The 13,888-nt window shown below is 54.1% G+C and carries 10 protein-coding genes and 2 tRNA genes; 6 read left to right on the forward strand and 6 right to left on the reverse strand.

What is annotated here, in order from left to right; genetic code table 11:
- Positions 1-249 precede the first annotated feature (249 nt).
- Positions 250-1,665, forward strand: coding sequence for a glutamate--tRNA ligase (gltX, locus tag ACK5JN_RS20745; RefSeq protein WP_163446100.1), 1,416 nt, complete (start codon positions 250-252; stop codon positions 1,663-1,665).
- A 41-nt stretch (positions 1,666-1,706) separates the two neighbouring features.
- Here the strand turns inward: gltX and ACK5JN_RS20750 are convergent, their stop codons facing one another.
- Both ACK5JN_RS20750 and ACK5JN_RS20755 read right to left on the reverse strand, forming a co-directional pair.
- On the reverse strand, positions 1,707-2,099 hold the full coding sequence (locus tag ACK5JN_RS20750; protein WP_416871882.1) for a YfeC-like transcriptional regulator: 393 nt from the start codon (positions 2,097-2,099) through the stop codon (positions 1,707-1,709).
- Positions 2,100-2,108: 9 nt separating this feature from the next.
- Positions 2,109-2,456, reverse strand: a complete 348-nt coding sequence (locus ACK5JN_RS20755) for a YfeC-like transcriptional regulator (protein WP_416871883.1) — start codon at positions 2,454-2,456, stop codon at positions 2,109-2,111.
- Positions 2,457-2,672: 216 nt separating this feature from the next.
- Between ACK5JN_RS20755 and ACK5JN_RS20760 the strand changes: the two genes are divergently transcribed.
- The 3 genes from ACK5JN_RS20760 to ACK5JN_RS20770 all read left to right on the forward strand — a co-directional run bounded on the left by ACK5JN_RS20760 (position 2,673) and on the right by ACK5JN_RS20770 (position 5,251).
- A tRNA-Ala gene (locus ACK5JN_RS20760) sits at positions 2,673-2,748 on the forward strand.
- A gap of 40 nt (positions 2,749-2,788) precedes the next feature.
- A tRNA-Ala gene (locus ACK5JN_RS20765) sits at positions 2,789-2,864 on the forward strand.
- Positions 2,865-3,049: 185 nt separating this feature from the next.
- Positions 3,050-5,251 (forward strand): EAL domain-containing protein, encoded by a 2,202-nt coding sequence (locus ACK5JN_RS20770; RefSeq protein WP_416871884.1) that lies wholly within the window; start codon positions 3,050-3,052, stop codon positions 5,249-5,251.
- A gap of 34 nt (positions 5,252-5,285) precedes the next feature.
- Here the strand turns inward: ACK5JN_RS20770 and nupC are convergent, their stop codons facing one another.
- Positions 5,286-6,488 carry a nucleoside permease NupC gene (gene nupC, locus ACK5JN_RS20775; protein ID WP_416871885.1) on the reverse strand — a complete coding sequence of 401 codons (1,203 nt, stop codon included), beginning with the start codon at positions 6,486-6,488 and terminating at the stop codon, positions 5,286-5,288.
- A gap of 335 nt (positions 6,489-6,823) precedes the next feature.
- Here nupC and ACK5JN_RS20780 point away from each other — a divergent pair, with 335 nt between their 5' ends.
- Together ACK5JN_RS20780 and ACK5JN_RS20785 are read left to right on the forward strand one after the other, a co-directional pair.
- Entirely contained in the window at positions 6,824-8,059 is a 1,236-nt protein-coding gene (locus ACK5JN_RS20780; protein ID WP_416871886.1) for an Nramp family divalent metal transporter, read from the forward strand.
- 90 nt (positions 8,060-8,149) lie between these two features.
- Complete coding sequence (locus ACK5JN_RS20785) at positions 8,150-9,697, forward strand: hypothetical protein (protein WP_416871887.1); 1,548 nt, start codon at positions 8,150-8,152, stop codon at positions 9,695-9,697.
- On the opposite strand, the gene ACK5JN_RS20790 is transcribed toward ACK5JN_RS20785, so the two are convergent.
- From ACK5JN_RS20790 to ACK5JN_RS20800, 3 genes are read right to left on the reverse strand one after another with little or no spacing between them, the layout of a single operon-like run.
- A complete protein-coding gene (locus tag ACK5JN_RS20790) occupies positions 9,690-10,904 on the reverse strand; it encodes an N-acetylglucosamine-6-phosphate deacetylase (protein ID WP_416871888.1) in 1,215 nt (404 codons plus the stop codon). The two genes, ACK5JN_RS20785 and ACK5JN_RS20790, sit on opposite strands and share 8 nt — an antisense overlap.
- The gene (locus ACK5JN_RS20795; protein ID WP_416871889.1) at positions 10,894-12,246 is read right to left on the reverse strand and encodes a class-II fumarase/aspartase family protein; all 1,353 of its coding nucleotides are present in this window, start codon (positions 12,244-12,246) and stop codon (positions 10,894-10,896) included. The genes ACK5JN_RS20790 and ACK5JN_RS20795 overlap by 11 nt, the downstream gene beginning before the upstream one ends.
- Positions 12,247-12,263: 17 nt before the next feature.
- Positions 12,264-13,823: a PTS transporter subunit EIIC gene (locus ACK5JN_RS20800; protein WP_416871890.1), complete on the reverse strand. Its 1,560-nt coding sequence runs from the start codon at positions 13,821-13,823 to the stop codon at positions 12,264-12,266.
- Positions 13,824-13,888: the final 65 nt, after the last annotated feature.

Consider the following 13,888-nt stretch of genomic DNA (forward strand, 5'->3'; position numbering starts at 1 on the left):
CCCCGCTGTGTGGAGTCGCATTATAGGGAGAGTTGAAAATGAGTCAACGCCTTTTCTGAATAATTTGTTTGTTCGTCGTAAAAATAAGCAAAGCGATCGCAAAATACGCTATGTTGTATGAATTCTATGCAAAATCAGCAAAGCATGCGCTTGCGGTGGGAACAACCGAGTGGGAGTGCTAGAATATTGCCCACTTGTATTTCCGGGATTTGCCGGTTGTCGGCATCTTTATAAACGTAAGGCCATTTCATGAAAATCAAAACTCGCTTCGCGCCTAGCCCGACTGGCTATCTGCACGTCGGCGGCGCTCGTACTGCTCTTTATTCCTGGCTTTTTGCACGTAATCACGACGGTGAGTTTGTGCTGCGTATTGAAGACACCGATCTTGAACGCTCAACGCCAGAAGCCATTGAAGCCATCATGGATGGCATGAACTGGCTGAATCTGGAGTGGGACGAGGGTCCGTACTATCAGACCAAGCGTTTCGATCGCTATAACGCGGTGATTGATGAAATGCTGGAAGCGGGCACGGCCTATAAATGCTACTGCTCTAAAGAACGTCTGGACGCGCTGCGTGAAGAACAGATGGCAAACGGCGAGAAGCCGCGCTATGACGGCCGCTGCCGCCACGGCCACGAACATCACGCCGCCGACGAGCCGTGCGTGGTGCGTTTTGCCAACCCGCAGGAAGGTTCGGTTATTTTTGACGACCAGATCCGTGGGCCGATCGAATTCAGCAACCAGGAGCTGGACGATCTGATCATTCGCCGTACCGACGGTTCTCCGACCTACAACTTCTGTGTGGTCGTGGACGACTGGGATATGGAAATCACCCACGTGATCCGCGGTGAAGACCATATCAACAACACCCCGCGTCAGATCAACATCCTGAAAGCGCTGAACGCGCCGGTGCCGGTTTACGCGCACGTGTCGATGATCAACGGCGACGACGGTAAAAAGCTGTCCAAACGTCACGGCGCGGTGAGCGTGATGCAGTATCGCGATGACGGCTACCTGCCGGAAGCGCTGCTGAACTATCTGGTGCGTCTGGGCTGGTCCCACGGCGATCAGGAAATCTTCACTCGTGAAGAGATGATCGAGTTCTTCTCTCTGAACGCGGTCAGCAAATCAGCCAGTGCGTTCAATACTGACAAACTGCTGTGGCTGAACCATCACTATATCAATACGCTGGCGCCGGAATACGTGGCGACGCATCTGCAGTGGCACATCGAGCAGGAAAATATCGATACCCGCGTTGGTCCGCAGCTGTGCGAGCTGGTGAAACTGCTGGGCGAGCGCTGCAAAACCCTGAAAGAGATGGCGCAAAGCTGCCGCTACTTCTATGAAGATTTTGCTGAGTTCGACGCCGACGCGGCGAAGAAACACCTGCGTCCGGTTGCGCGTCAGCCGCTGGAAGTGGTGCGCGATAAGATTGCTGCCATTACCGAATGGACCGCGGAAAACGTCCACCACGCGATTCAGGCAACCGCTGATGAGCTGGAAGTCGGGATGGGTAAAGTGGGTATGCCGCTGCGCGTTGCGGTAACGGGGGCAGGGCAGTCGCCTGCGCTGGACGTGACCGTACACGCCATTGGCAAATCCCGCAGCATCGAGCGCATCAACAAGGCGCTGGGCTTTATTGCCGAGCGTGAAAGCCAGCAGTAATTCGCCTTTGGGCAGTAAAAAAGCGGGGAAACCCGCTTTTTTTACGCCTCGTCGTCAAGCCCCAGCCTGGAAAGAAACCCGCAGATGCCTTCGCGCGCCAGTAACCGGTGCAGACGCTGCTGTTCCTGTGGCGTCATGTTCTGCAGAACGTCGGTAATCTGCCGCCACACCACGTCAGACTCTTTAATACTGTAGCTGCGCGCGGGCTCATCAATCTGGCTTTCTGCCGTCAGATTACGTAGCGCAGGGGTATTGGCGAGGTAATCCAGCACGTCCTGGGTGATAAAAATCAGCCGCGCGCGGCCGCCTTTAATGCCCGGCATCGGTTCGGTGCGCCAGCCTTGCTCGCGGATCCAGCGGTTGACGGTCTGTCGGGTGATGCCTAAACGGTCAGCCAGCTCTTCCGTCGACATTTTTGTGGGGAGTGTTTTCATCGTTCAGGCTTAGTCACGGATTTCTAAACGTTGTAATAAACCGCAAATCCCTTCGCGAAGCAGCAGTGAAGTTAACTGTTTCTGCTCTGCTTCGGTCATCTCATCCACCAGCGTCAGCAGCAGCGTATGGAAGGGGTTGTCGGTCGCGTAAGGGGCAGAGGTCTCTGAAGCGCGCTGCGCGCTGTGGATGAACTCCATGACTTCATCATCAACGTGTACCAGCCTGGCTTTGCCACCCTGGACGCCAGGGCGAGGAGACGTCTTCCAGCCTTCTTTACGCACCCATTTGTTGATGGTCTGGCGGCTATAGCCCGTTAGATGGGCGATCTCCTCCGGCGTCATTCGTTCCTTGAGCATACTATTTCCTGAGTTGCTGTGTGGGAATTACAGGTTCATGTTATAGCATCGTTTTATAGGAAAACGTGACACGCATAACTCCTGTTTGCGAGCGGGCGCGTAAAGTGGCGCGTTTGTCTGCTTTTTCAGCGATTAGATGCCGTTAGCGAATTTTGCCGTTGACACTGTGCGACGGAATTCATATTATGCCGCCCGTCAACACGACAGCTTTACGTTGGGGCTATAGCTCAGCTGGGAGAGCGCTTGCATGGCATGCAAGAGGTCAGCGGTTCGATCCCGCTTAGCTCCACCAAATCCTGCTCCCATCAGGTTTTGGAACGTAAAGGCACTGTGGGGCTATAGCTCAGCTGGGAGAGCGCTTGCATGGCATGCAAGAGGTCAGCGGTTCGATCCCGCTTAGCTCCACCAAAATTTGAAACCCTCGCCTGACGGCGGGGGTTTTTTTATATGCAATGCGCGCAAAAAAACCGCAATTTCCTTTTAAAAGGCATGAGCAGATCAGAGTTTTATCGCTAACGCTTGCTTCCAATAATTCATCACCATAATATTTAAATAGTCACATTACGTACGATAAAGGATATCGGCAGATACGCATGACTGTGAAACGGAGTACCTCAATAAGGAAGTTCTGCCTGGCTCTGATAATGAGCCTGGCTGCTATTCCGTTTTCCAGATATATCTCTCCAACCGCTTTTTACGAAAATCATTTTGTCTATCTGGCGTGGCTTCCTCTCGGCGTTATGATTGCGCTGATCATGCTCTTTGGCCGCCATGCGATTCTGCCTCTGGTCATTGGTTTTACCGTTACGAACTATTGGCAGTTGCATTTACAGCCCTTCGATTCATTAGCAATATTATTCTGTCAGCTGGCGGCCGTATGCGTCTCTTGCCTTATTTTACGCTACCAGCTTGGTCGCCGATGGCGTCACGGTTTAGCTATAAAAAACCTGGGCTTACATGTGTTCTGGCTGGGGTTTGCTGCGCCGGTCATGTCCAAGGCACTGATGTATTTTGTTGGTGAGATAATTGCTATTCCACAATCAATGTACAGTTATTTTAATATAACATCAGCGATTTACACTATTGTTGATATACAAGGATTGGTTTGCGCATCGCTTATCTTTACGAAATTATTCTATTATCCATTCCGGATGTTCTTAAACCCCGGATATGCCAGAACATTCTGGCGGAGAAATATTACCTGTTATACAGATTTCAAGAACCGCGTATTTATCACCTGCTGGTTTATCAGCCTGATAGGAATGCTGTTATTCCTCTGCGCCCCGTTTGGTGATTATTACTTCGCCGGTTACCTTGTGCCGGTAATCTTTATATTTTTCTCTTTTGGCATCAGCCAGTTGGCCTATCCATTAGTGATTCTGACCTGGTCGGGATCGGCCTTCCTGCTGGTGATGTACAACAAGAACTTCCTGCACGGCGTGCAGACGCAGTATTCGCTGGCTTTTATCCTCTCATCGCTGATTTCCTTCACCGTGTGCCTGCTCTACCTGCTGCAGGTCTACAACCGCAGCCAGCGGCTGAAAACGATGTGGCAGGAGCAGGCCATGCTGGATCCGATAACGGGCCTGCCGAACCTGCGCGCGCTGGAGGAATACATGCAGCAGCCGGGTTCGGGGTCGGTCAGCATTTGCTGTCTGCACATCGGTAACCTCGACTTCCTCAGTCGCCACTATGGGATGATGATGCGGATTCAGTGCAAGCGCAGCATTACGCAGGTGCTACAGCCGATACTGGGGAATGATGAGAAGCTGTTCCAGCTGCCGGGGAACGAACTGTTGCTGGTGCTGAATGGCCCGGACACGGAAGCGCGGCTCAATCACCTGATTGATTTCCTGAGCAATAAGGAGATTCACTGGAATAACGAGGTGCTGAATCTCGAGTACGGGATCTCCTGGTCGCCGGTGCGCGCTCGGGATAGAAACTTGCATCATATGCTTGGCCAGCTCAGCTGGCTGGCGGAGCAAGCCGGAGAGGGCAATCAAATTCTGAAGCTGGACAACGGCCACGTTGAGGCGTTTGACCAGAGCAGCGAACGCGTCGTGCTGTTGAACCGGGTTAAAAACGCGCTGGATTGGGGCGGCTTTGTGCTTTACGCCCAGCCTATCCAAAAACCGTCCGGAGAGGGCTATTATGAGATTCTTACCCGGCTGGTGGACGCCTGCGGCATGGTGACGCCGGACAAATTTATCCCCGTTCTCGCCCAGTTTAACCTCAGCAAGCGCTTTGACATGCAGGTGCTGGAGTATCTGTTCAGTTCGCTGGATGAGCTACCGCATAAAAACTTCTCGGTAAATCTGATGCCGTACACCCTGATGCAAAAGGGCAGCGCCGCGGAGATTATCGCGCTGTTCCGCCGTTATCGCGTCGATGTGAAGCGCATTATCATTGAGATCACCGAAGAGCAGGCGTTTTCCAATTCAGACGTCAGCGTGGCTAATATTCAGCAGCTGCGCCATTTTGGCTGCCTGATTGCGATTGATGACTTCGGTACCGGTTATGCCAACTATGAACGACTGAAGCGGCTGGAAGCCGATATTATTAAGATCGACGGCTGCTTTGTGCGTGATGTGCTAAACAACCCGATGGACGCGATGATCATCCGGTCTATTTGCGAACTGGCAAAAGTGCGAAACCTGACGGTGGTGGCGGAGTTTGTTGAAACGGAAGAGCAGCAACAGCTGCTGGAACGCCTTGGCGTGCACTATATGCAGGGCTATCTGATTGATAAACCGCGCCCGCTCTGGCAGCTTGAGAACAAAAAAAAGGGCCTGTAACCACGTTACAGGCCCTGATATCAGCGAAGAAGAATTACAGCACCAGTGCGGCAATAGACGCAGACAGCACGCTCACCAGCGTAGAACCGTAAACCAGCTTCAGGCCGAAGCGGGAAACCACGTTACCCTGTTCTTCGTTCAGGCCTTTAATCGCACCGGCGATGATACCGATGGAAGAGAAGTTGGCGAAGGAAACCAGGAACACGGAGATGATACCGACCGCGCGCGGAGACAGGTCAGCGGCGATTTTCTGCAGGTCCATCATCGCAACGAATTCGTTGGAAACCAGCTTAGTCGCCATGATGCTGCCCACCTGCAGGGATTCACTTGCCGGTACACCCATAATCCAGGCAACCGGATAGAAGATGTAGCCGAGAATTCCCTGGAAGGAGATGCTGTAGCCGAACCAGCCGGTGACGGTGGCGAACAGGGCGTTCAGCGCGGCGATCAGCGCGATAAAGCCGATCAGCATCGCAGCAACGATAATGGCGACTTTGAAACCAGCCAGAATGTACTCACCCAGCATTTCGAAGAAGCTCTGGCCTTCGTGCAGGTTAGACATCTGAATGTTTTCTTCGCTGGCGTCAACGCGGTACGGGTTGATCAGCGACAGCACGATAAAGGTGCTGAACATGTTCAGTACCAGCGCCGCGACAACGTACTTCGGCTCCAGCATGGTCATGTACGCGCCCACGATGGACATTGAAACGGTAGACATCGCCGTGGCCGCCATGGTGTACATGCGGTTGCGGGACATTTTACCGAGGATGTCTTTATAGGCGATAAAGTTTTCAGACTGGCCCAGAATCAGGGAGCTGACGGCGTTGAACGACTCCAGTTTGCCCATGCCGTTGATTTTTGACAGCACGGTACCGATCGCACGAATAACGATAGGCAGTACGCGGATATGCTGCAAAATACCAATCAGCGCGGAGATGAAGACGATCGGGCACAGGACCTTCAGGAAGAAGAATGCCAGACCTTTGTCGTTCATGCTGCCGAAGACGAAGTTGGTCCCTTCATTCGCGAAGCCGAGAAGTTTCTCGAACATCTCGGAGAAGCCTTTCACAAAACCCAGACCGATATCGGAGTTCAGGAAGAACCAGGCCAACAGCACTTCAATGACCAGAAGCTGAATGACGTAACGAACGCGGATCTGTTTGCGGTTGGAACTGACCAGCAGGGCCAGGATCGCAACCACCACGAGCGCGAGAATAAAATGCAAGACGCGGTCCATATTTGCTCCAAACATGAGACGGGTTAAATTTTCTTGCACATTCTATGTAACGCGATTAAATAAAACGAGATCTGTCTCTCACTATAGTCAGAACCTGTGAGCAATCTCAAAAATAGTGATCAAACATACATTTTTGTGATGTTGAGTAAATGTATGAAAAGTTCCTCTGTTGTACTACTCTGTTCATAAGCATAGATCAAACTTTCCCACCCTCCAGTCTGGCTATAGATTCCGGCTATCAGAGATATCATTATCACCTTTGTTAAATGAACTTGATAATCATTCTCATTCTGTTAGCCTGAAACATAGCAAAGGCTATGTTTTTGAGGCAGAGAATGACAAACAGTCGCATTGAAACTAACAGCAGTCGTACCGCACGCCGTATGCGGCTGGCGCTGATGGGGCCGGCATTTATTGCCGCGATCGGCTATATCGATCCGGGCAACTTTGCGACCAATATTCAGGCGGGCGCCAGCTTTGGCTACCAGCTGCTGTGGGTGGTGGTGTGGGCCAACCTGATGGCGATGCTGATTCAGGTGCTTTCCGCCAAGCTCGGCATCGCCACGGGGAAAAACCTCGCCGAGCAGATTCGCGACCATTACCCGCGCCCGGTCGTCTGGTTCTACTGGGTACAGGCGGAAATTATCGCGATGGCGACCGACCTGGCCGAGTTTATCGGCGCGGCAATTGGCTTCAAGCTGATTCTGGGTATCTCGCTGTTGCAGGGCGCGGTGCTGACCGGGATTGCCACTTTCTTAATTTTGATGCTTCAGCGCCGTGGGCAAAAGCCGCTGGAAAAAGCGATCGGTGGCCTGCTGTTGTTTGTGGCGGCAGCCTATATCGTCGAGCTGATTTTTTCCCGGCCCGAACTGGCGCCGCTGACCAAAGGCATGCTCTTACCGTCGCTGCCAAACGGTGAGGCCGTCTACCTGGCCGCCGGGGTGCTGGGGGCGACCATTATGCCGCACGTTATTTATCTTCACTCGTCGCTGACCCAGCATCTGCACGGCGGCAGCGCCAAAGAGCGCTATCAGGCCACGCGCTGGGATGTCGCCATCGCCATGACCATTGCCGGTTTCGTTAACCTGGCGATGATGGCCACCGCCGCGGCGGCCTTCCATTTCCACGGTCATACCGGGATTACCGATCTCGATCAGGCTTATCTCACCCTCGAACCGCTGCTCAGCCATGCGGCCGCGACGATTTTTGGCCTGAGCCTGATTGCTGCCGGTCTTTCTTCCACGGTGGTCGGTACGCTGGCCGGGCAGGTGGTGATGCAGGGCTTTATTCGTTTCCACATCCCGCTGTGGTTCCGCCGGGCGGTTACCATGCTGCCATCGTTTATCGTCATTCTGATGGGGCTGGACCCAACGCGCATTCTGGTGATGAGCCAGGTGCTGCTGAGCTTTGGCATTGCGCTGGCGCTGGTGCCGCTGCTCATTTTTACCAGCGACCGCCAACTGATGGGAGAGCTGGTCAATACTTGCTGGATCAAACGCATTGGCTGGGCGATCGTCGCGGTAGTGGTGGCGCTGAACGGCTGGCTGCTGCTGGGAACGCTGCTTAATTAATCTCCTGTTTACCGTGACCCGCGACAGGTCACGGTTTCTCTGCGGTTTTTTCGTTACGCTGAGGGCTGCGTTTAACCTCAGCGAACGTTCATGAACTCTTTCGATCTCTCATTTCTAAAATACCTTCAGGATAACAGCCCGCTTGCGGTCGACAGCGCGGTGCTGCGCTTTGGTAAAACGCTTTCCACTCTCAAGCGAACGATGAAAGAGCTGAACGAACTGCTGCCGGATGACGTTCAGCTCCACCAGGACAATGCCTTTATTACCTCGCGCATTACCTACAGTGATTACATCCAGTTTTTACAGCGCGTGCGCTTTAACCGCTACCTCACGACCGGCGAAGAGCGCGTTCAGGATCTGTTTGTCGCGCTGTGCCTGCACGATGTGGTGAATAAAAACGAGTACTACAAAAAGTTCTACGTCAGCGCCGGAACGGTGAAAAACGATAACCCGCTGATGCTGAGCCGGGTACAGGAGAGGGGGCTTACGCTAGTGAGCATCCCAAGAAAGGGGTCGCAGTTGGTGGGCGATGAATTCAGCCTGCGGCTGGCGGCCTGCATGTCGATACTGAAAACCGTTGAGATTGGTGCCAATCATCAGCTAATTGCCCACCAGGCCAACGAGCCGATTAACCGCTCCATCGCCGAGCAGTTTCTGCATGAATGTGCGCCGGAGATAGCCCAGGCGGCGGCCTGTTATGAACAGGTCATTAGCCCGGTGATTCACCTTGGCTACAACGGGCGGAAATATTTGCTGGTCTATCTCAGCCTGGCGCTGCAGCGCATCCGGCGCGGGCGGCGAATTAGCGACAGCACGGCGGCGGCGTTCCTGACCACCTATCCCTATGGTGTGCTGGCGGAGAAAGACGAAAACGCCTGCCTGGATATGCTTATCGCCTCGCTGACCTTTACCTGGCGCCCGTTCACGCTGTACGACGCGCGGCTGGCCGCGCACGTAAAACAGGTCTGCGACGCTATTTCCCACGGGCTGAATGCCACCATCCACAACCACCACGGCTGGTTTGCTGAAATTTACCACTTTATCTACGCGGCGATTGTGCAGAACAGACTGCGCCTGTGGTTCGATGATAAAAAGCTTCATGACGTGCAGCGGCGCTACCCGGATCTGTGGCTGCACGTGCAGCGCGCCTTGCGGCAAATCGAAACGTGCTGGCAGACATCCTTTTCGGCCATCCACCTGGCCACGCTGGTGCTGATTATCAAAAAACACGAGCTGAAAAACCGGGTGGTCGGCGATGTGAAAAAGCGGGTCATCATTGTGACCAACTCGTCAGAAAGTAAAGTAGGCTATTTCAAAGAGGTGCTGCTCTCGCGTTTTCACATTGAGGTGCTGGCCTGCGTCAATATCAACGAGCTAGACCGCCTCCAGCAGCAGGATTTTGACCTGCTGATTGCCTTTACCAATAAAATTGCCAGCCATTTGCGCCACGCGCAGCTGGGCTACGTAAAGGTGAATTTCTATCTGACGCAGGATGATTTTCAGCTGCTGCGCGAGCACGGGCTTAGCCCGGCGCGCAAAAAAATACCCGTTGACGCGTTCGTGCAACAGGTACAGGGGATGAGCCCGCAGGCGCTAAAAGCCTTCCTCGAGCAGCAATACGGCGACGTCTTTATTTAGCCAGCGGCTGGCGCACGCCGCGACACCATACCGCCTGCAGTTCCTGCTGGTCGTCGAGCACCAGAATATCTGCATCTTTGCCGGGTGACAGGCTCCCTTTACGGTCCGCTACGCCGGCCAGAATTGCCGGATTGAGGCAGGCCACCTGCGCCGCCGACACCCAGCCGTGCTCCAGCCGGTTGACCACGTTTTTGACGGAATCGAGGAAACTCATCTCCAGCTTGCGGACTTCCGGCCAGTTTTCGGCGCTGATGGTGCGCGTGCAGCCGTGGCAATCGGTGATTTCCAGCGCCTGCTGGCGAATGCGAAACGTCTCCTGGCGCAGATAGTGGTGAAACTCGAAGCCTTCGGGGAAATCGACGTAGCCGAGACAATCGCTCATCATCACCAGCCGACGATCCTTTTTCAGCCGATAGAGAATATCGAACACCTCCGGGCGCAGGGTGATCCCGCTTTGCTTCGCTACTTCGGCATAGGCGTCTTCATAGTACATCAACGCGCCCACGACGCCGGGTTCGCGATGGTGCAGGCCGCGCATGGCGCTGAAGGCATGGGTAAAATGGCTAAGACCTGCGGCAATTGCCTGCCCAATTTCGTCAAACGTCGCGTCGGTATGGCCCGCCGAAACGGTCACCCCGGATTGATGCAGGTGGCGAATCAACGCCAGCGCGCCGGGAAGCTCTGGGGCTAGCGTCATCAGGCGGACGTGACCACGCGCTGCGCGCTGGTAGCGTTCAAACCCAGCGATACTGGGCGGCTGCACGCTGTCCAGCCGCTGCATACCGATAAATTTCGGGTTGATAAAAGGCCCTTCCATATGGATGCCCACCGCTTCCGCGCCGTCGTTCGGCGTGGCTTCGGCAATCCATTCGGCCGCGGCGGCCAGGCTGTCGCACAAAAAATCGTCCGGCTGAGTGGCCGAGGTGGCAAGCCAGGCCGTCACCCCTGCGTGCACCAGATCCTCACTCATCGCGCGCAGCGAGTTGCGCTCACCTTTCCAGGCAAATGAACCCCGCCCCCAGCCGTGAACGTGAATATCAACAAACCCGGGCATCAGCATGGCATGGCGATAGTCGATGACGCGGCCGCGCGGCGTTTGATCGATAGCGACAATTTTACCGCCGCTAAGGTGTAGATAGCCGGAGAACATGCCCTCCGGCGTGACGATGCGTGAGCTAGCGAGAGAGAGCAGGGCGTCAGTCACCATCGGCCTCCCGTACGCGGTCGGCGGTTTCCAGCGCCATTTCTGAACACAGCCCAAGATAGTGGGCGGGATCGATCAGTTCATCAATTTCCGCCTCGCTGAAATTCTGCTGAATCACCGGATCCTGGCGCAGCACGTCACCGTAGGGAATGCCTTCATGGGTGCTGCGCATCGCCAGTTGATAAACGCGCTCGTGCGCCGCATCCTTGCCGAGCTTCGCCACCAGATGCATCATGATTTTTTCACTGTTGATTAAACCGTGGGTCAGCTGCACGTTTTTCAGCATTCGCTCGGGGTTAATGACCAGCGTGCGGGTCAGCTCTTCGGCGCGCATGACGATCTCGGCGATGCACTCCATGCTCTCCTGAATGTTGCCGTCAAAGATAAAGTAAGCTGAACTATCCGCCTCGAATGGGCGCGGGCTGACGTACAGGCAGGAGGTGTGCACCGAGTAGAGCTTTTGCGCATTGGCGATAATGCTTTTCGCCAGCTTAGGATTGACCTTTTGCGGCATCGTGCTGCTGCCGACGGTTCCTTTGGTAAAGGCTTCGGACACTTCGCCGAACTCTTCGCTGGAGGTCTGGTACACCTCTTCAGCGATTTTATGCAGGGTGGTGGCGAGCAGGCACAGGTTGCTGATGTACTCCGTGCGATAAACGCGGGAGTTGCGTGAGGGAATGGCCATGGCGCGCATGCCTAAGGCTTGCGCCACGCTTTCCTGCACGCGGCGCCCCGTCTCTCCGGTGGCGTGAAACGCGCCGACGGCACCGCCCATCATTACCGTGAATACCCGCTTTTCCGCTTCCTGCATACGCTGCTTAGCGCTGAGGAGTTCATCAATCCACACCGCCGCTTTGTATCCCCAGGTGATCGGCAGCGCGTGTTTACCGTGGGTGCGCCCGGCCATCAGCGTGGTGTGATGCTCGCGTGCCATGTGGGCCAGGTTGCGCAGAATGTCATCAACAAAACCCTGCAGCAGGACGTTAAACTGTTTCGCCAGATACAGCTGTGCCGTTTGCTGAATATTCTGGGTCGTCACACCGTAGTGCACATACTTGCCGCTTTCGCTGTCGCAGGCTTTGACCAGCACTTTAATCACCGGCACAAAGCCGTGACCAATTTCGCGCAGCAGCCGCTCCATCTCTACCAGGTCGATATTCTCAACCCGGCAGTTGGCGGCGATATTCTGCGCCGCGCTGGCCGGGATCATGCCGTGTTCGGCCTGCGCTAGCGCCAGCGCCGCTTCGACGTCCAGCCAGGACTGCACTCGCGCCTGCTGGCCGAGCAGCGCTTTCATTCCGCGGTCGTCAATGGTTTTACTTTTTGAATCATACAGTGCGCGCATTATCGCCTCCTGATTGCTTATTTCGCGCCGACAAGGCGGTCATCGACCGCGTTGCGGACAAACTCTACGTGCGGGCCAAAGACCACGTGAACATGGTTGCTGGAGGGGATAAAGGTTCCCAGCGAGCCTGACTCTTTGAGTACATCCATGTTAATTTTCTTCTGATCCTGCAAATCGATACGCAGACGAGAAACACAGTTTTCAACGCGTTTGATGTTTTCCCGGCCGCCGAGACCGTCGATGACCATGGCGGCGACTTTGTCGTACTCTTTATTATTCAGCAACGTACTGTCGGCAATTTCACTTTCACGGCCGGGCGTTTTGATATCGAACTTGCTGATAGCAAAGCGGAACACGAAATAAAACACGACGAAGTTCACAATGCCGAGGAGAATTAAATTTACCCAATGCGTATTTTCGTACATCAGACCAAAAATCCCGAAGTCGAAAATGGTACCGCGAATATAGCCAATGGAGACTTCCAGCATTTGTAGCGGGATGGTAAGTAACCCACACAGCACGGCGTAAACAATAAACAGTTTTGGCGCAATAAACAGGAAGGAGAATTCCAGCGGCTCGGTAATATTCCCCAGCATCGCCGTGAGCACGACGGTGAGAATCATCCCTTTGGCAAATTTCTTATTCTTGAAATAGGCCATATGGTACATCGCCAGGCCGATGGCGGGCACCCGGAACAGGGTGGTTAACATCTGCGATGACGCCAGATAGCTGGTCAGCGTCGGCATATACTCTTGCCATGCCGGATGCGTTGGCCCCAGTTCAAAGAGGATCTTATTCATCGCCGGCAAAATACCGACATAGGTGTGCCCGTCAATCAGGTAGGTGCCGCCCGCGGCGGTGAAGCGCACGGTGGAGCTGAGTACGTGATGCAGGCCGAACGGAATCAGCAAGCGGTTAAGCGTCATGTAGATACCGGCGCCAATGTCCGGGGCCATCATGATGGTTGAGACCGCACGCATTCCGGCGGTGAAGAGATCCCAGATGAAGGGGATGATAAGCCCTACAGGAATGGCGAAGGCAATCGCCAGAATGGCCACCGACTTCTTGCCGCTGAAGAAAGCAAAGGCTAAAGGTAGCTGGAGACGGTAGAAGCGGTCGGTGATTTTGGCGGCCAGCAGGCCAGCGATAATACCGCCAAGCGCCTCAATTTTTAGCGTCTGTACGCCAAGCACCATCCCCTGGCCTACCAATGAAAGGTCGCTTTTCGCCAGCGTTCCCGCCAGCTTCAGATGCACGTGCATGGCGATCAGCAGCGTTAAATACGCCACCACCGAGGCAAAGACTGCGATACCTTTTTCTTTTTTCGACATACCGTAGGCGACGCCCATCGCAAATAACAAAGGAATATTATTAAAGACGACGCTACTGATTAAACCCAGTGAGGATAAAATGGCTTTGAAAATATCATTTCCGAGAAACGGAAGTTTATCGATCATATAGCTCTGACCCAGTGCCGAGCTGATTCCCATTACCATCCCAACCGGTGCTAACACCGCGATAGGTAATAGAAGTGAACGACCGAATGTCTGAATTTCATTTTTAAAATTAGCATTCATGATGTTAATCCTGACGTGAAATATCTTTAGGTTAAGATACTGGCAGGCGTTTTTTGCTCAAGGGC

Source organism: Kluyvera sp. (assembly GCF_047971185.1).
In the GTDB taxonomy this organism is placed as follows: domain Bacteria; phylum Pseudomonadota; class Gammaproteobacteria; order Enterobacterales; family Enterobacteriaceae; genus Kluyvera.

Excerpts from the sequence above, each read along its gene's own strand:
- ACK5JN_RS20795 (WP_416871889.1), bottom strand. The coding sequence starts at position 12,246 with ATGCGCGCACTGTATGATTCAAAAAGTAAAACCATTGACGACCGCGGA.
- ACK5JN_RS20785 (WP_416871887.1), top strand. The coding sequence starts at position 8,150 with ATGAACTCTTTCGATCTCTCATTTCTAAAATACCTTCAGGATAACAGC.
- ACK5JN_RS20790 (WP_416871888.1), bottom strand. The coding sequence starts at position 10,904 with ATGGTGACTGACGCCCTGCTCTCTCTCGCTAGCTCACGCATCGTCACG.
- ACK5JN_RS20770 (WP_416871884.1), top strand. The coding sequence starts at position 3,050 with ATGACTGTGAAACGGAGTACCTCAATAAGGAAGTTCTGCCTGGCTCTG.
- ACK5JN_RS20800 (WP_416871890.1), bottom strand. The coding sequence starts at position 13,823 with ATGAATGCTAATTTTAAAAATGAAATTCAGACATTCGGTCGTTCACTT.
- gltX (WP_163446100.1), top strand. The coding sequence starts at position 250 with ATGAAAATCAAAACTCGCTTCGCGCCTAGCCCGACTGGCTATCTGCAC.
- nupC (WP_416871885.1), bottom strand. The coding sequence starts at position 6,488 with ATGGACCGCGTCTTGCATTTTATTCTCGCGCTCGTGGTGGTTGCGATC.
- ACK5JN_RS20780 (WP_416871886.1), top strand. The coding sequence starts at position 6,824 with ATGACAAACAGTCGCATTGAAACTAACAGCAGTCGTACCGCACGCCGT.
- ACK5JN_RS20755 (WP_416871883.1), bottom strand. The coding sequence starts at position 2,456 with ATGCTCAAGGAACGAATGACGCCGGAGGAGATCGCCCATCTAACGGGC.
- ACK5JN_RS20750 (WP_416871882.1), bottom strand. The coding sequence starts at position 2,099 with ATGAAAACACTCCCCACAAAAATGTCGACGGAAGAGCTGGCTGACCGT.